The following is a 17,281-nucleotide window of genomic DNA, read 5'->3' as shown; positions in this document are numbered from 1 at the left end:
GGTATCCCTATCTGCAAAAACAGATGTCTTAGCTACAGGATAAAGGTATCGTCACCTGAGCGTTTGAGGCGATTGCGCTGGCGCATGGATTCATGTCGAAATGGCGCATCTGTTGATGCCGCTTTGGCGCAGTAGCAAAGACATGCTTATGGGGAAGCTGGGGGTTGCCCAGCGGGATAAGGCAGGGGTTAACTGCCACCGTGTAACCTCTGCGGCCATGCTGCTCCCCCCCCCCCCCCCCCCAACCGGGGCACCGGAGGTCGCGTAGGCAGAGTTGGGCGACCCTCCTCCGTAAACTGTCACACCCCGCACGTAACCTCTCCGACCGTGCAAACACGCAGACGGCAACGGCTTGGATGGCTAGCCGGCCAGGGTCGGGCTGAACGATGAGCGGCGACCCTTGGGGAACTGAGACCGATCTGTTTTCGGGCGGGGAGGTGCCTGAATCTGCTGGCGCAGGGTCAAGTGATCCCCAGCGGCGGTTGCGCAGCCCAGCAGTGCTGTTCGGCATCGCCGCTGCCGTGCTCGCGCTCATTGCGGTCGTCGCCTCGCTGGCCGGAGCGCAGGGATACGGGACCGTCGGCGTGGCCGCGGCTGGCTACCTGCTGGCGGTGATGGCTGACGTGGCGACTCGGAGGTTTCGGTATGACAGCAGGAACTATCGACGCCCGAAGGCGATGCTGGTTCTTCGGTTCGCGACATTCGCCGCGGCAGTGGGGGTGGCCTGGCTCGCCGCATCATCTTTGGTCGGTGCGTGATGAAGCCATTCGCCCACATGGCCTTGGCCGCGCTGATTGTCGGCGCAGGATTGGCGCTGGCCGCGCCCGCCATGCCCGGAGCGCTGGCCGACACCGGTGTGCCGGAGACCGACAAGTGCGAACTCTCCCCTGACGACCTACGCATCAATGTTCTCCTGCTCTTGGATGCCTCAAAGAGTCTCGAGAGAACCGACCCCGAAAATGCCCGGCGGGCTGGCTTGAATGCCGCGGTGCGCAACTTGGCAGACCTGGCGGGCAGCAACCCAGAAGCGGAGATCTACGTTGCGGTAGACACGTTTGCCACCGGATACGAGCGGCGGCATGGCTGGCAGGATGCCGAGGAAGCACATCGGGCGCTGGCGGGCAGGTTCCAGAGCATCACCTCGCTGCCCGGCCCGGGGACCATTACCTATACCGACTACCGCCAGGCGATGCAAGGCGCCGCCGGGAGGTTCGGGGAGGTCCCGGGCAACTGCAACATTCTGCTGTGGTTCACCGACGGCGAACACGCGACCGAGGGAACCAGCCCGCACGTGTCCGATCGGGAATGGGAGCAGCTCCGGGAGGCGTGCAGATCATCGGATATGCAGCAATTGGCAGAACAAGGGGTCTGGTCGTTGGCTGTGCTCCTCTCTTCGACTGACTCGCCGGCAAGCGCTGGGCCCCTGCGGCAGCTATTCGGTGTTGGAGACAGCCCCTGTCGCCACGCGCTCGATGGAGATATCCGGCTGGACATCGGCGCCGATGATTTGAGCGATGCGCTGGGCGAGTTGATTGCTGAAACCATCTATACGATCGATCCAGACACAGACGACGACTTGCCCGGCGAGCCTGACGGGCAACCACCAGATGAAGATTACGAGCCCTGCGAAGGGGGCGATGGCACCGAGGACCGCCCGTGCCTGTACCACTTTTCCCTCGACGAAGGAGATGACAGTTTCCGAGTGTTCGTTGACATGACGTACCTCAACCGGGGAATCAGAAACCCGGTTGCGGTGAACATGGTCTTGCAATCCCCTTCGGGCCGGAGAAGTGAGCCCATTGCCTCTGTGGCCCCTGTCGGCGGCCAGGAAATAGTCCGCTACCAGCCAGTGGCCCGTACTGGTTTCTTGTCACATCGTCCCTACGACAGCCGATGGGAGATCATCGGCCACCAGGCAGCCCAGCAACTCACGACTGAAGCCGATTGGGAGTGGGCGGGAGAATGGGCTCTGCTGTTCTGGGGTGAGACCCCGCAGGCGGTCGAAGACGCGATAAAGGTAGCCGCGGCGTTTCGGGCAATCACACAGCATGCCCCTTCGGCCGAAATGTCGGTTGACGGCGGAAATCTCGTCGGGTTCATCCGGGACTTCCCCAACGCCTATTCGTCCGTTGAGCTGCGCCTTCGGCTGGATGGCCAGGACGGCAAACCGGTGTATCCGACACGGCCCTACCTGATATGCCGCGAAAGCGAGTGCGATCCCGTTCCGGTGAGCGGGGACGACAGCCGTCGTTTCGAGATCATGAGGGTGGTTGACGAGACTTTCTGGTGGGACAGTCTCGAGGCTGGTGGAAATGGGTTGGAACTGACCGCGGCTCACGAGGCGCGCGGTCCGGTATCGACCACGGCAGTGTTGGAGCAGGAATTTCTCTACGGCGGTGCCGATGGCTTCGGCTCGGGCGGCTCGCGCGGCCAGCCGTTGGCCTGGGTCCGGGATATTGGACAGGCCGCCCTCGACTTGCAGGAGACCATCGATGTCGATCGTGAAATCGAGAAGGCGAAAGAGAACTGGGAGGACCTGAAGGAGGTCGCCGCGGCAATGGAGGCCGGGGAGATTGACCCGATTCCCACCGGTTTGGAGCTACATGATCCGCCCTACGACCTCGAAGACGACCGGGTGGTGTTCAGGGCGGATGTCAATTCCGGCTACTTCTCTGGAATCGCAACGCTTGAGGGTGTGAGAGCCCAGATTGAAAATCGGCAGCTTGCGGGTGACCTGACTTTTGATCGGGAGTGGTCGTGTCCGGTTCCTGCCGACGGTGGAAGAGTGACCTGCCGAGCCATTCCAATCGATCTGGGGTTGTCCGAAGATGCCACCGTTGTCGTGGAGTTGGACTTCGATATCGCCTTGGCCGGGGATTGGGAAGAATTGGCGGAGACAGTGCGGGCCAGCACGAGTTATGAGGGCGAAACGCGTTCTTGGAGTCCCCCCGACGACGAGTGGGCGGCAGTGTGGGATCGAATTCGGCAGGCTGCGGCATCCCGGCGAGTGCTCAAGGAGTCGGACCCATTTCCCGTGGACCTGATCACTCCCGGCGACAAGCTGCGCGAGTTCTTGCTCTTGCTGATTTTCTTGGTGGCGCTGGCGCTGGCGCTGCGGGTACTCGCCGCTTGGCGTCTGCGACCGTGGAAGCCGCTGCGGTCAGCGGACTATCTGGTCAAATCGTTGGACGTCGAGGACGGGGCCGGAGCGGCCACTGCCGATCTCCAGATGTGCATGGATTTGACCAGGAGGTCGACTTCGGGACTGGTAGGCGGGGTGCGCTTGTTCTCGGTGTGGAAGCCCCTCTTGATGGGCGGGCCCCCTCGCCTGGCGGCCAAGGCACCGGGCAGCCGATGTGTGGGGCCCCAAGGCAGGATTGGCACCCGTCGGCAATCGCGGAGACGGGAGCAAACCGGCCTCGTCGGCCACAGCTTGGACGACGGTTGGGTGGTGGACATCTCGCCCACCGGCAGGCGCCTCATAGTCTGGGACCTGCGGGACGAGAACGCAGAGACCGTCGAGCGGTTGGCCGAGGCCGAGAACGAGGCAGGCTATTGGATCGAGAGGACGGAGCGCGGTGAGGCCTCCATGTCGGAAGAGGATGCCGCCTCGTCGTCAAGGGAAGCCCAGCCCGCCCCTCCACCAGATGAAGGCCGCGACCCGTTCGGGGATGCCGCCGATGACGACCCGTTCGCGGAGTGACCAAAGGCAACAGGAGTTCAACCGAGAGATGAAGGGAAAGAGCCAATGCTGAGACCAGTGATCTTTATCGGATGCGGTGGATCCGGGGAGAAGGCCGTTCGCTACGTGCGGGACGCCGTGCGCCGCCGGCTGGAGCACGCCGGCTGGGAGCGCGAGATGCCCGAACCGTGGCAGTTCATCGGCCTTGACACGCTCACCGTCCAGGAGTCGCCCACCGAGATCCCCACAATTCCCGGAGAGGACTTCTTGACGCTCTCCGCCGAGTTCGACTCCTATGCCGCCCTCCACCGCGCGCTGATGGCCAACCACGGCGGCGACCGCGGTCGTCCCGACTTGTTGTGCGGCTGGCTGCCAGATCACAAACAGGTGCGCATCCCGTTGAAGGACGGGGCCGGCCAGAACCGGGCCATCGGGCGGGCCGCGGGGCTGCGGTCTTTGGAGCGGGTCTTGTTGCCCCGCCTGAAGGCGGCCTTCGAGCGATCGAAGTCCGGCGCGCCGATCCTCCATGAGGTCGGCCGGTATCTGGGAGTGGATGCGGAACTGGGGTCGAACACTCCCGCGCCGATGGTGGTTGTGTGCTCGTCTATGGCCGGGGGCACCGGTGCCGGGGTGTCCCTCGACGTGGTGGATTTGGTGCGGAGGTGCGATCCACAGGGTGCGCACCCCGCTCTGGTGCTGTTCGCCAACGACATTTTCGACCTGCCCAACGAAGAGGCCATGGCGGCCAATTCTCTGGGGCTGATGTCAGAGTTGCTGGCGGCCTATTGGTCCGAGCCCGGCGAGATCGACTCGCCGCTCGCCTACGACGGGGTACAGGACTCGGGGGTGGGTCCGCACTCGGTGTTCATCCTGGGCAAGTACGGCTACAGCGGTGCCAGCCTGGGGTCCACCGCCGAGGTCTACCAAGCGGTAGGCGAGGCGCTGTCCACCTGGGTGACGTCCAGTACCGTGCAGGAGGGAATACACAACTTCATCAACGTCAACTGGCGTGACAGGGCCAAAAAGAACCACGGCGGCTACCCCTTTGGCAAAGAGCACCAGTTCGGAGCTGTCTCCTCCTTCGGGGCTGCCAAGGTCACCGTGGGCCGCGACCGCTTCTCCCAGTGGGCCGAGGACAAACTGGGCCGGGAAGTCCTGGAAGGTCTGCTGACCGGTCATCTTCGGCTGGGGCGCGACAGCGCCGACCGCAACGAGACCGAGGAAGACCTGGTGGAGAAGCTCGCCGACCGCTACTCCGAGACGGTGTTCAAGGGCGTAGATCTGGTGGGCGCGGCGGGAAGCGTGGCACCTGGCTGTTCCGGCGCTCCCGAGCATTTTGCCCCCGAGGATCGAGTGCGGGAGATCGCGCGCCAGGTTGAGCGGGAGTTGGAATCTCCCGAAGACCAAAGGGCATCCGGCGAACAGTGGCACGCACAGCTCCGCCATCGGGGCAGGCAGCAGGTGGAGAGGATCGAACAAGAGGTCCAGGCGGCCCAAGACGGCCAGTGGTGCCAGGAGATGGTGGACGCCACCTGCAAGGTCGCCTCCCAAGTGGTTGCGGTTTCGTCGTTGGCCGTGGCGGCGTCCGCCCTGGAGAATGCCGTCAACAGGCTCAACCCAGCAGAGATCAACCAGGTCAGAGAAGACGCTTCCGGTGCCCAACGGAAGTTCGGAGAACATGTGGAGAGAGGTCTGAGTGCCATCAAGGATGCCCACGGACAGGTCGGGGGCCAAGACCAGGCGCTCACAGACGCCGTGTCGCTGATTGCCAGGGGAGTCGCCTACCGGTGGCAGTCGCTGCGCCTGAGCAAGGCGGCTGACGTCATGGACAAGGCGGGCCGCGAGGTTTTGAGGGTTATGGCCGATGCCTTGCGGGCCGCGTCCCGTCAAGTGGACATAGCGCTGGACGACGACGATGTGAAGGCGTGGCCGGCCGATGGCAGCGGCGTGGCCTCCCGATACATGCCGTCTCGCGTGGAGTTGCCGCTGGAAGACCACGCGACCTGGGAGCAGAAGCTGACCGGCCTGTGTGCCGAAGCGGTCACCGATGGTGTGCCTTACGGCCCGCGGGCCACCGATCCGCTGCGCTGTCGGCTGGTGGCCGGGACCCCGTTGATGACCGGCGAGGAGAACATCGCCCCCTTGGTTTACCGGTCGCCGCTAGTGCGGTGGAATCCGGGCCAGAACGCCAATCTGGTCTGCGAGGCCCGAAGGGAAGACATCGAAGAGCGGGTCCGCCGGTGGACCCGCGCGCCGGGCAGCAAGTTCCAGCGGGAGGTGGGTGAAGGCTTGGCCTCCTACTTGTTGGCGAGCGACCCCGATACCGGAGAGCGCCGGGTGGACCATGCCGACCGATTGAAGAGATTCAGCCTTCAGATGCAAGAGGCCATGCACCAGTCTGAGCCGCTGCTCAGCATCGACCAGAACCTGTACGGCCAGATTCACCGCGACGAGATTTCACTGCTCACCGTATGCTCGCAGTTCCCGTTCGCCGAGGGACACCCCGCGGCCGAGGATGCCAAAAAGGTCGTGGGGTCCGATGCCTATGACACTGGCAATCAAGACACGACCTCGATACTGGTGTCGCAGTACATTTACAGCCCCCTGAACCCTTTGGCGGCGCGGTCGTTCACCCGCCCGGTGGCAGAGGCGTTGAAGGACAACGAGGGCGAGGGCGAGCGGACATCGTCGTTTTGGCTATGGCGGCGGGGACGGTGCCTGGATGCCTTCGTGCCCCTGCCCCGGACCATGGTCAAGGCGATCATCAGGGGATTCGCTGCGGCCCGGTTGTGCGGGTACGTGACCGCCGACGCCGGCCGCCCGGTTCGGATCACCGCCGGCCCGGACGAAGCGGAATTCCCCTGGCCTCTGCTGAGCCGCTTGAGCACGCCCGACGACGTCCTTGCCGGGCTGCTGGAGGGCTTCTCGCTCACCTTCGGGATGGTCGGCAGCGGCGGCCTCTCGGTGTACGACGCCTACAAGCGACTCTACGAACTGGGCGACTTGGCAGGAAACGGGAGTCTGCCCGACGATTTGGTCCGGGTATTGGAGACTGGCTGCCCGCCCCATCCCACCGTTGCCGACGAGGTCCCCAAAGCCGAGGGCGCGACGGCCGAAGAGCGGCTGGTGGGCGCCCAGCAGTACCTGGCTAACAACATTGCCTGGTTCGAGGAGCAGAAGGGCAAGCGCGGCAGGGTGCCGGCTCACCGGGGTATGGATGGCTCCGCTGACGAAGGCGTGCCGACCATGGAGCTGGCCGACTTGTACATCGAGTGCTACAGCGACCTGCGGGAGCAGCTCCAGGGCGGAGCGCAGCGAGGAAGCGTGGTATGACCGGCACCGCCGAGGACGCGCCCCGACCTGCTGCGGAGGACAGGGGGTTTCAGCCATGACCGAGGTCGTGGTGCTGACCTCGGCCGACTCCTCGGAGCTGGCCACCCCGCTCGTCGACAGCCTGGCGGCGTGGTGCGGGGCCGGACTGTTGGGCGAAGTGGTGTGGGTGCCGGCGTCTGAGTTGAGTCGCGCTGGGGATGAAGCATCCTGTTTTGCCAGCGTCGGCGGAGAGTGGAAGCCGACCACGCTCCGGGAGGCGATGTCGTCGCAGTCGCTGTCGAAAGTGTGGCTTGCCGCGCTCCGCCACCCCTCGGGACCAGGAGGCGAAGGCAACACGGCCCAGGCCCGGCAAGCCGAAGAAGAGGCCCATGCGGTGGTGAGCAGCCTGCTGGGGGACTCCATCCCGTTCTGCTCGATGACCGTGACTGTGGCATCCCGCGACCGCCACTGCAGCATCGCCGATTGCTCGCCAGTATGGGACTTCCACTTGGTGCACGACCCGAAAGCCGTGGTCCACGAGTCGGCGCCGGTCGAGGCCGCCGACAAGCATGCTCCGCTGGGGCTGTGCGCCATGGTGGCGTTATGCGTGTGTGGAGGATGGAACGGCGGTGTTCAGAGGCTGGACTTGCCCTCAGACCGGGCCGACGGGCCGTTCAAGCCGGTGCGCTTTGTTCACTGCCAAATCCGAGTGTTGCACGCGCCCTCGCAGCTCCAACTCGTTTCCTCGGCGTCGTTGCCCATTTCACCGCCGTGGCCGTTGCCCTCCGCTGCTGGTGTGGAGCGGGCCCTTCCCCGTACGGTGCCGCCGCTGAGCGTCGCCATTGCCCTCGCCACAGCGTGCGGCTTCCAGTGCCAGCGGCCTCCCTACCGGCCCGACCCCGATCGAGAATGGGCGCTTGCTCGCTGGTGGCGGGGGCTTTTCCGCGCCGTTCCCCTGCCGGTGACGCAGTCCGACCACGAGAAGGCCCTGTACCGGCTGGCCGACCGCACTGGCGGCTTGGCACAGACCGAGGATTACCGGGGAGTGATTCCGCTCAAGCTCGATGACGCCGACGACTTGACGTCGCTGGTCTCCCACCTCCAGCGCAGCGACTTCCCCCTGCCGGGCGGTGCTTCCAGCGCATCGCGGCCCACTCCAGCCGCGTGGCAGACTCTGCGGGGGGCGATGTTCGGGCTGGTAGACGGATCCACGATGCCGGGCGGGATTCCCCACCCCCAGCAGGGTGAGGGGGGCGATGCCGTGCGACTGGTGTGGACCGACCCGGCCGGTGTTGCGCCGCAGTGGGCGCCGGCCGATGCCTCAGACATCTTTCTTGGCCCCGATGCTTCGGCCGAAGACGAGCCGTCTGCTGGCCGCGAGATGTCGGATCAGCCAGACGACGATGACGGAGGCGACTCCGGCGATGCGGTCGACTCCAGCGGTGTCGACCCGGATGGGCCAGGGCCTGAGGCGGGCGCAGTAGAACCTGGGCCAGAGCGCGGGACGCTGGCGACCGGAGGCTTGAACGACGTACTGATGGTGCGGATGGCCGGATATCTCCACCAGGCGATGAAATCAGCCCAACGCGGGTTCTCAGACAACGCCGCGCTGCGATTGGTCGCCCCGGAATACGACGAAGCTGTCACGGCCCAGAAGCGCAGCCGCCGCCTGCTGGCGGGTCTCGGGGTTGTGTTGGCGTTTGTCGCGATGTTCGCGCTGGACCAGCGATGGCCGTTTCTGGGCGATGCCTGGGAGCTCGTCACTCGGTCGGAGGCAAAGCGCGCCTACGACCCGCTCATATGGCCGATCGGTTGGTTCGTCGTGGGGGGCTTGGTGCTGGTCGTGGGCTTTGTCGTGGTTTTCTTTGCGGGTTCCCAGCTGATGAAGAAGCTGCACCGCCTTGAAGAGGGCAACCTCCTGAGACACCGTTTTGGGGAGAATGCGTCTCACTACGCGTTCGAGATTCTGCGGTTGAAGGCGGCGGCTGAGCAGTTCGCCGACCATCGGCTGATCATCACCGAATTCCTCCACCGCCCGTTCGGAAACCCCGAACAAGAGGAAGACCTCGCGCCTTCCGCGTCCGAGTTTGAGTTCGGCGAATCGCCCCCGCCATCAATGCTGGTGGCCTGTGCCGCGGCCGCCCCCCAAAAGGCGGACGCGACCCGACAACAGCGCCAAGGGGAGGCCATAAACCAGGGGTGGGTGACAGGCGTGTACCGCGAAGTGATGGCAGTCTGGGATGATCGATACCAGCAGCGCATAGTCGGTGACTATGAAGACCCCGACCATGACACCACGCAGCCGGGCACGGTCTTGCACAAAGACCGCCATGACGGGAGCGATGTGTTCGGCGCCAGAACCGACTTCGCCCGCAGCGTTGTGGGAAGCGGACGCGTCGAGGGGGGCGGATGGGCCGAGGGAAGCGGACGCGTCGAGGGGGGCGGATGGGCCGTTCGTCGCGCTGCTGCCGCCCGTTTTACCAGAGAGTCGGAACAGGTCGGCGGAGTGGATGGGTACTTGTCCCTGCTCCTGCCCATTGAACCGGTCCATGGCTCGCCAGCGGGCATCGGCTGCGAAGCCTCCCGGTTTCTCACCATGGGCCGAAAACGGCACTGGTTCGCATGGAGCGACGTGCTTGCCCCGGGCGCCGATGCGCCGAACATGCTGCCGCCGCTTGTTGGCCACCCCTGGCTGGTGTCGGAGGCGCTAGAAGGCCGGTCTCTGGTCATGGCGTGGTGTTTGGACCTGTCCGAGCCGGTGCGCCCACAAGACCAGGCCGGGTGGCGTGACGCAGGAGGAAGAGAGGGCACGACAGCGCCGCGAAGGCCGGTTGTGTGAGACATGGGGAGGATTCGAAGATGAGAAGCAGGTCGCAGAGAGCCGCCGCGGTGTTTGTCGGCCTCGCGTTGATCTCGGTATCAATCGGGTGCGCCCGGAACTGGCCCGACGAGTTTCCCGCACCGTACTCCTGGCAGCAGCGCTCGGCACCGCTGGACCTGTCCAGTGGGCAGGACGCGGGTGTCTCATACGCTGTGTCGACCTATGCGGTCTCCCGCCCCAGCCCCCCATTGAGCCAACAAGAGCTGTACCGGGACGACCGCGGTACTCCCACCCGCCTAGACGTGGTGTGCGTTGACCACGACGGGGATGGCTACGGGCGGCTGGCCATCAGCTTGAGCCTGTCCGAGCCGGTGTTGAGAACATGGCATCCGCGCGGTTGGGATAGATGGGTGTTGGACTTCGCCGATGGCGGCGAGATATCTGTTCCCCTGGGCCCGAAGACCGGGCTGGACGGCGGCCAAGACGGCCTCGACTTCGGCTTCATTCCCTACGTACACGGCGAGGACCGGATGGAGGAGGTCATGGACGGGTTCCGCCGTGCTGTGGGGCGCAACGGCGCGATCTTGACGGTTCGGGCCGACTTCCCGGCTGAGGATGCCAAGCCGCCGCTGGAATGGGACTTCGACCTGGGCTCGTCGTCAAGGGCGGACGACCTTCTGCAAGATTTGGTGGAGGTGTGCGGAGGCGTGTGGTGATCCGCATCCGGGCGGCGGCTCTCGGCGTGGTGTTGGCGGCCGCCATGACCTCGGGCTGTGCGCTGTTCAACGACGACCTCCGCACCTCGTCGGGGGACGGCAAGCCGGCTCGTTTGGCTATAGAGCCCCAAGGGAGATACCAGGAGACGGCGTGTGCGGGATACCGGGGCAACGGCCAACATGCGTACTACTACCAGTACGAGCACACCAGCCGAATCTCGGCCCGCAGCCAGCTGTGTCCTATCGACCGCAGGCCCGGTGGAAGCTGGAGAGTGTCGGAGGACGTGAGCATCGATTCCAAGGTAGACACCCTCCGGCTGATTGCCGAACTGGAGGCGATCGACCACGACATCTCCTGGAATTGGCCGATCCCGCCCCTCTTGGCCGTGTTCTGCTGGGACCGCACAGACGTCGCCCCGGGACACTTGGGCGTGTCGCTTTATTTCCACGGTCCGCCGCACGACTTCACCGGGACGGTGTCGTCGTCGTACCGATACAGCGAAGGGCCGCAACGCTCAGCAGTCTGGGAAGCCAGCAAGCTGGAGGCAGAGGCGGTTGGCTTGCCCGCCGGCCAGGACGTTCGCCGGTTCCTCGCCGAGATGATGGCTACTTCGGGTGAGACCAGCCAGCTCCTGGAGGTCGAGTTCGGCGATGGCCGCGTCGTTTTCGACGTGTCCGGCTGGGACAGGGCGGTCGAGCCGCTGATCGGCGAATGCGGCCACAGCTTTTGATCAGCGGCTGGTAACAGACAGTGGCGCGGTCGCAAGACCCATTCGGCTATAGGCCGGACCGCCGGAGTCGGCGCGATCCGTTTGGCCCGGCCGAGCCCTCTCTCACGCCGGGCCGGGAGTCCGGGGACCCATTCGGTGAAGCTCCCGACGAGAAATCCAGGGAGGATCCTTTTGCCGAGCATCCGCAAAGCAGATGGCAAGGCTGGAGAATGCCTCCCATTGACCGCCGGATCAAAGCTGCCCTTCTGGTCGGGACGATCGCGATCGCCGCAATAGTTGGCGTGGTAGCGAGTTGGTCTTCGCTGGGTGGAGGAACCGGGCGCAATATTGCCTCCGACAAGAGCGAAATCGCCGATGGCGTCGACGCTGATCCCCGAGACGACACCACCGTCACGCAGACTCCGGTATTTCCAACGGAGATCCCGTCCACTCCGTCGCCCCCGGCTACCGTGCCTCCAACACCGCCTCCTACGGCACCAGCAGAGCCTCCTGCTACGCCTGCTCCCGAGCCGACCTCAACCCCGGTTGCAGCGCAAGAAGAGGACGAGTTGTGGGGGTGTGATTACCAATCAGACCGCGACCCCCATCGAATGGTCAACTTCGACCAAACCGCCGACCGGCTCCACTCGTGTGGCGAGGAGACCTGGCAGGTTTTCATCTGTACGTCCCAGGATGTAGACCGCGTGGACCGCGTTGAATATGTCGACAGCGTGCTGGGAGCAGCGGCGGCATGGTTCGACTGGGCCAGCGGAGGCCAGTACGACATCGACTTTTCCGCAGGTGATGACACCATAAGGGTTGGCCGCGTTCAAGCCTCTCCCGACGCCTGTTTCACGGCGGCCCGCCGGACGGGGTGGAGCGAATCCCGTGCCGGGGCGGTGATCTTGCTTGACGAGCCCGGGTTGGGGCCCGGTCTGGACTACGCCGGGGTCGGCACATGCGGCTTTGAGGTTCCAGAGGACGACAAGCAGTTCGATCAGACCGGGCGGATGGTTGCCATTGCCGTCCACTCAAGTGGCAGTCGGGAGGGAATCGCCGTTCATGAGCTGGGACATGCGCAGTGCTGGCCGCATTCTCACTCAGGCCAGACGGGCACCCAATACGACAACCCTGCCGATGTGATGTCATTTGCTCACAATTGGCCAGTGGGCACGATCGCGGTGAACCGATACGCCGCTGGGTGGATTCATCCAAACCAAGTGCACATCCACCAAGAATCGGCAAGGTCGTACACACTTTCACCTTGCTGCACTGAGGGCGATCAGTTGCTTGCATTGCTGCCTCTGAACAGCTCGGTATCTGCTGGCGGATTCCACTCACGATGGTGGGCCATCGAAGTGCGCGACCCCGAGGATGAATGGGAGCGGGGCTTGGCCGAAAGTGGGGTCGGCAGCGAACTCGGAGCCTTGGTTCACTGGGTTGATCAGTCGGCAGGATGGCACGGAACCGGTCTCAATCGGCGGCAGACCCAAGTAGGAGGACGGATGGAATCTGGAAGAGACTGGTCTCTCGTCATCCCAAGCTTGGCGGTTCCGGGCGCCGAGTTGTGCCTGGACTCGGCTATGCCGTCAGAGCTAGTCAGTTGCGCAGGTGCTCACGAATGGCGGATAGAGGTGGCTGCTTCTCAATCAGGGGGCCTCACATTAACGGTTGCTCCAGGAGGTGAGTAGCCAGGGGTCTGAGAGGGAGGGGACGTCCGTCGGCGCTAGCCAGGCGTGTCGGCTCGAATGATCCCTGATTGGGCGGCGGTTAGGTCGATTTGGGTATCGGCGCAGTCGTTGGTGGCGTGATGGAGGATGGTGTTGTACTCGGCCTGGTCCATGGTCAGCTGCCATCGGTATTTGATGGTGGTCCACCAAGCTAAGTAGGTGCAAAGGGCTTCGGAATCGGGAGGGAGCCATTCAGCTGGGTCTCTGGCTCCCTTGCTTCTATTCGAGCCCGCTGACACGGCGATGAGATGTTCGGAAAGCGTCAGGTCGTTGGCATAAAGCTGTCTGGTGAGGGCGTCCCAAGCCCAACCTCCGGACTGATGAGCCTCGGCCAAGGCCACGACGTGGTCGACATCGAGCTGCCTAGCGACGGTGATTTCCTCTCCGTCGTAGTGGCTGTACCACTGGCCCTCTCGGATCCTTCCTCCTTCAACCAGCGGATCAACCAGAGTTTCGTCGGCGAGGACTTCTTGCCTGGTGTCAAGGCCGTCGCCGTCGGCATCGATCCAATGCTCCCAATCACCTCGGTCGTATCCCTCTTGTTGCTCATTGGTGACCGTGACTCGGGACAAGAGGTCGGCCAAAGAAATCCAACCTTGGGACTGCGGCACAGTAGGAGCAGCTGTTGGCGTGGCTTCCCAAGTGGGGTCAGGCTGTGGGGAGGGAGCAACAGCCAACGTCGGGGTTGGGTCGGGTGTGGGTTGGCTGGTGGCCGGTGGGGTTGGGTCGGGTGTGGGTTGGCTGGTGGCCGGTGGGGTTGGGCTCGGAGAAGTGGGGGTTGGGGTGGGCAACGTCGTGGGAGTTCCCTCAGCAGTTGGCTCTTCTCGGTCAAGTGAGACGCAACTTGAGAAAAGGGCAGCAGTCGCGACGGCGGCAATCGTCAGAAGCAAACGGCGGGGAGTGGGTCCGCAGCGCATCACTTCCATTTTCCCGCAATTGACGTTGCCGGGCTGACGGGTTGTCTGCGCTCTGCCGTTCTGATTGCCAGTCGGGTTGGGAGGACCGGGTACGATCTCGGGGCGTATGGGGCAGCCGGTGACTGTTGTGGAGAGGGCGACTAGCCGTCCGGGGGTGATCCGCTATGAGATCAACCGGAGCATCACCGGTACTGGTCACGAGCATTACTCCGTCGGGCGAGAGGTTGCTGGGGAGCGGCCGGTGGACGAACTGGCTCGCCGTTTGTTCGACCGGGGTGGCATCGATGCCATCCATGTGAACAGCAACATCATCACCGTGGATCTGGCCAAAGGCGGCACTCGGGACGGCATCGAGGATCTGATCGCCAACCTGTTCATCTACTACGGCCCCGGCGTCGAGGTGCCCACTATCCCTGAAGGGGACTGACGGGCGGCGGAGGCGATGACCTCTCGCCGCGAGGCCGCCGAGCGCTGGTTCATCCGGCGGGGAGTTCCCCACGTAATCCACGACTACCGGGCCAGCACCGACGTCTTCACCCGGGCCGTGCCCTTTCTGGCGCTGGTGTTCCTGGTCGAGATTTTCACTTCTTTCGGCGACCGGTTCGACGGCTGGGCGCAATTCGGCGTGTTCTGTGCGGGTGCGGGCATCGCACTGGGGGCAGTGGCCGCAGTCAACCGGCTGAGAGGTCGCCGGCTGTTCCAGCTTCCCGATCGGGTGGGCGCCATCGAGTTGGCAGTGTTCGTTTTGGTGCCCCCGGTGTTGCCGGCCTTGTTCTCTGAAGACCGGCTGTCTGATACCGCGGGTCTGGCGCTGATCAACGTCGCCCTGCTTGTGGTGGCCTATGTGGTGGTGAGCTTTGGCCTGCTCCCAATGCTGGTTTGGGCTGGGGCTTACTCGATCAATCAGATCGCCCTGATCGGTCGATTGGTGGGGCGAATTCTGCCGCTGCTTTTAGTATTCAGCGCCTTCTTGTTCCTGAACGCCGAAGTGTGGCAAGTGGCCCACGATTTCACTTGGCCCTTCTACGCCATTGTGCTGGGGGTGTTCGGTCTTATTGCCTTTGGCTCGGTGGCGGTTCGGGTGCCATCCGAGCTGGTGGGGTTGGCCCGCTTCGACAACTGGGAGCAGGCGTGCCAGCTGATCGACGAATGTGAATCGCCGCTGTCCCCGGCGATGCCGCCCACGGACTTGCCCGTATCTGCCATTCCACCGCTCGACCGCATGGACCGGGTGAATCTGGGACTGCTGATGTTTGTGGCCCAGGCGGTGCGGGTGCTGCTTGTCGGAGTGGTGATCGGGGCGTTCTATGTGGGCTTCGGCTTACTGACGGTGAGGGAGGCCACCATCGTGTCGTGGGTGGCATCGGACGGACTGGATCCCCTGGCCCGCTTCGGCTTGTTCGGCAATGAGCTGGTGCTCACTTGGGAGCTGCTGGCGGTTTCGGGATTCATCGCGACGCTGTCTGCCCTCCAGTTCGCAGTGTCGACCATTGTCGACAAGGCCTACCGGGAGCACTTCTACGATGACATGGCCAATGAGGCCCGAGAAGTTCTGGCCACTCGGGCTCTGTACTTGGCCGAACTCAGCCGCGAGGCCGAGAAGGAAGACGGTTAGCCAACTGCCCCGTTGCGCAGAAACGCGCCGGGCAGAGCGCCGGTGGATCGGTCGTCGGCCCAGGTGGGCACGCCGTTGACCACGGTGGCCCGGTAGCCGGCCGGCTTGCGGCTGTAGCGCCAGCTGCCGGTGGGGAGGTCGTCGACTCGGACCTCGTCGCCCAGATCGATCTCGTTTAGGGCGAACACGGCCAGATCGGCAGCCATGCCCTCGGCCACGGCGCCCCGGCCGGAGATTCCGAAGAACGCCGCCTGTTTGCCGGTCACCGAGTGCACCGCCTCCTCGATGGTGAGCAGCCCGCGCTCGCGCACCATCTCGGTCAGGAAGAAGGTGGCATCGCCCGCACCGACGAACATCTGGATGTGGGCACCGGCGTCGGACGCTCCATTTACCGTCATCGGCAAGCGGGCCATTTCAGCCAGCGTCTCGTTGTCCACCGGCTGGGGCTGGGTCTTGAGATGGGTGCCCATGTTGTTGTCCAGCAGCCAGTCGGCCACCGCGTCCGACAGGTGCACGCCCCGGGCGTCGGCCAGATCGGCGATGGAGCGACCGGCCCACTCGGCGTTTCGGGGCTCGTCGGAGGCCAGCAGGATCATGTGGGGGCGGTTGATGGGGGCCAGGGTGTAAGTGCAGGCGTCCCAGTCGTGACGGGCCCGCTCCCGCCAGCCTTCGTCTCGCAGCATGGCCATCTTGGCCTCGTCGCCGTCCACGTTGCACAGCTCGTGCCACGCTTCCACCCCGCTCCACATGATCGAACGCTCGAAGTGCAAGTTCACATAGCTGGGCCGTACTGAGTACAGCGTGGCGATCTGGCCGCCCTCGGCGTTGAGCTGATCGACCAATTCCAAGGAGATCTGGCGCTCCTTGGCCCGGTTCTCCTGGGCAAAGAAGCCGCCCCAGTTGGCCCTGATGCCCCGATCCCGGCACAGCGCGGCCATGCGCTCCATGTCACCGGGGAAGTGCTCGAACTCGAAGGCCCGGGGCACGAACTGGAACGTGGCGCCGGGATGGGCGGCCACCACATCGAGCAGATCTCCCCACTCCTGGTCGTCGGCCATGCGGCTGGGCACCAGCCGGTTGTGGCGATCCAGGTCCATCAGCGAGGTCGACAGGCCGAACGCCCCGGCGGCCAGCCCCTCGTCGAGCATCTGGGCCATTTCGGCCCGCTCGGCTTCGGTGGCGGCCCGCTCCCACGCCTCGGCGCCCATGACCCACATCCGCAGGGTCTGGTGGGGGAAGAAGGCGGCCACGTTGAGCGCCGTCGGGTGCCCGTCGTTGGCGGCCTGGTACTCCGGCCAGGTTTCCCACGTCCATGGGATAGCCGTCTCGAAGGCGTCGGTGGGGAGATCCTCGATGAAGCACATCAGCTCGATGAGCTGGTTGCGGTCGGCTTCCCTCAGCGGGGCCAGGCCCAGTCCGCAGTTGGCCAGCACCACGCTGGTGGTGCCGTGCGATGGCATGGGGTCGATGTGGGGGTCCCACCACAGCGATCCGTCGTAGTGGGTGTGGGGCTCGATGAACCCCGGTGTCACCAAGGCGCCGCCAGCGTCGACCTCAGGCTCGCCGTCGGGCCGCAGCCCCGGCCCCACCTCGGCGATCTTCCCCGAGCGCACCCGTACGTCGGCCTCATAGGAGGGAGCGCCGGTGCCATCCACCACCGTCCCCCCGCGAACCAGCAAATCTCCTGAATCCATGCCAGAACCTTAGGAGGAAAATTGACCCAAACCCGACTCGGCTCTGAGGGAGAATTGGCAGACCGCACCGAACCCATTTGATGC

11 protein-coding genes are annotated in these 17,281 nt (G+C 64.6%); 9 read left to right on the top strand and 2 right to left on the bottom strand.

Annotated elements, in window-relative coordinates:
• The first annotated feature begins 386 nt into the window (after positions 1–386).
• From ACOGI7_RS09230 to ACOGI7_RS09200, 7 genes are all read left to right on the top strand, one after another.
• Entirely contained in the window at positions 387–758 is a 372-nt protein-coding gene (locus ACOGI7_RS09230; protein WP_419848465.1) for a hypothetical protein, read from the top strand.
• Positions 758–3,703, top strand: coding sequence for a hypothetical protein (locus ACOGI7_RS09225; protein WP_419848464.1), 2,946 nt, complete (start codon positions 758–760; stop codon positions 3,701–3,703). The genes ACOGI7_RS09230 and ACOGI7_RS09225 overlap by 1 nt, the downstream gene beginning before the upstream one ends.
• A gap of 57 nt (positions 3,704–3,760) precedes the next feature.
• Positions 3,761–7,015, top strand: a complete 3,255-nt coding sequence (locus ACOGI7_RS09220) for a tubulin-like doman-containing protein (RefSeq protein WP_419848463.1) — start codon at positions 3,761–3,763, stop codon at positions 7,013–7,015.
• 55 nt (positions 7,016–7,070) lie between these two features.
• A complete protein-coding gene (locus ACOGI7_RS09215; RefSeq protein WP_419848462.1) occupies positions 7,071–9,833 on the top strand; it encodes a hypothetical protein in 2,763 nt (920 codons plus the stop codon).
• 20 nt (positions 9,834–9,853) lie between these two features.
• Positions 9,854–10,531 (top strand): hypothetical protein, encoded by a 678-nt coding sequence (locus ACOGI7_RS09210; protein WP_419848461.1) that lies wholly within the window; start codon positions 9,854–9,856, stop codon positions 10,529–10,531.
• Entirely contained in the window at positions 10,513–11,262 is a 750-nt protein-coding gene (locus tag ACOGI7_RS09205) for a hypothetical protein (RefSeq protein ID WP_419848460.1), read from the top strand. Before ACOGI7_RS09210 ends, ACOGI7_RS09205 begins: the two co-directional genes overlap by 19 nt.
• A gap of 209 nt (positions 11,263–11,471) precedes the next feature.
• On the top strand, positions 11,472–12,932 hold the full coding sequence (locus ACOGI7_RS09200; protein ID WP_419848459.1) for a hypothetical protein: 1,461 nt from the start codon (positions 11,472–11,474) through the stop codon (positions 12,930–12,932).
• A 35-nt stretch (positions 12,933–12,967) separates the two neighbouring features.
• On the opposite strand, the gene ACOGI7_RS09195 is transcribed toward ACOGI7_RS09200, so the two are convergent.
• Positions 12,968–13,555 (bottom strand): HNH endonuclease, encoded by a 588-nt coding sequence (locus ACOGI7_RS09195; RefSeq protein ID WP_419848458.1) that lies wholly within the window; start codon positions 13,553–13,555, stop codon positions 12,968–12,970.
• 451 nt (positions 13,556–14,006) lie between these two features.
• Between ACOGI7_RS09195 and ACOGI7_RS09190 the strand changes: the two genes are divergently transcribed.
• Both ACOGI7_RS09190 and ACOGI7_RS09185 read left to right on the top strand, forming a co-directional pair.
• Complete coding sequence (locus tag ACOGI7_RS09190; RefSeq protein WP_419848457.1) at positions 14,007–14,315, top strand: hypothetical protein; 309 nt, start codon at positions 14,007–14,009, stop codon at positions 14,313–14,315.
• A gap of 15 nt (positions 14,316–14,330) precedes the next feature.
• Positions 14,331–15,503: a hypothetical protein gene (locus ACOGI7_RS09185; RefSeq protein WP_419848456.1), complete on the top strand. Its 1,173-nt coding sequence runs from the start codon at positions 14,331–14,333 to the stop codon at positions 15,501–15,503.
• Here the strand turns inward: ACOGI7_RS09185 and ACOGI7_RS09180 are convergent.
• Positions 15,500–17,197, bottom strand: a complete 1,698-nt coding sequence (locus tag ACOGI7_RS09180; RefSeq protein ID WP_419848455.1) for an N-acyl-D-amino-acid deacylase family protein — start codon at positions 17,195–17,197, stop codon at positions 15,500–15,502. The genes ACOGI7_RS09185 and ACOGI7_RS09180 overlap by 4 nt on opposite strands.
• Positions 17,198–17,281: the final 84 nt, after the last annotated feature.

It is taken from the genome of Candidatus Poriferisocius sp., from assembly GCF_965204145.1.
Taxonomy (GTDB): Bacteria; Actinomycetota; Acidimicrobiia; order Acidimicrobiales; family Bin134; genus Poriferisocius.
This window is presented reverse-complemented; position numbering and strand designations above follow the sequence as displayed.

Bases quoted from the DNA above. Each gene is read 5' to 3' on its own strand.
- ACOGI7_RS09225 (WP_419848464.1), top strand. From the start codon at position 758: ATGAAGCCATTCGCCCACATGGCCTTGGCCGCGCTGATTGTCGGCGCA.
- ACOGI7_RS09200 (WP_419848459.1), top strand. From the start codon at position 11,472: ATGCCTCCCATTGACCGCCGGATCAAAGCTGCCCTTCTGGTCGGGACG.
- ACOGI7_RS09185 (WP_419848456.1), top strand. From the start codon at position 14,331: ATGACCTCTCGCCGCGAGGCCGCCGAGCGCTGGTTCATCCGGCGGGGA.
- ACOGI7_RS09215 (WP_419848462.1), top strand. From the start codon at position 7,071: ATGACCGAGGTCGTGGTGCTGACCTCGGCCGACTCCTCGGAGCTGGCC.
- ACOGI7_RS09210 (WP_419848461.1), top strand. From the start codon at position 9,854: ATGAGAAGCAGGTCGCAGAGAGCCGCCGCGGTGTTTGTCGGCCTCGCG.
- ACOGI7_RS09180 (WP_419848455.1), bottom strand. From the start codon at position 17,197: ATGGATTCAGGAGATTTGCTGGTTCGCGGGGGGACGGTGGTGGATGGC.
- ACOGI7_RS09230 (WP_419848465.1), top strand. From the start codon at position 387: ATGAGCGGCGACCCTTGGGGAACTGAGACCGATCTGTTTTCGGGCGGG.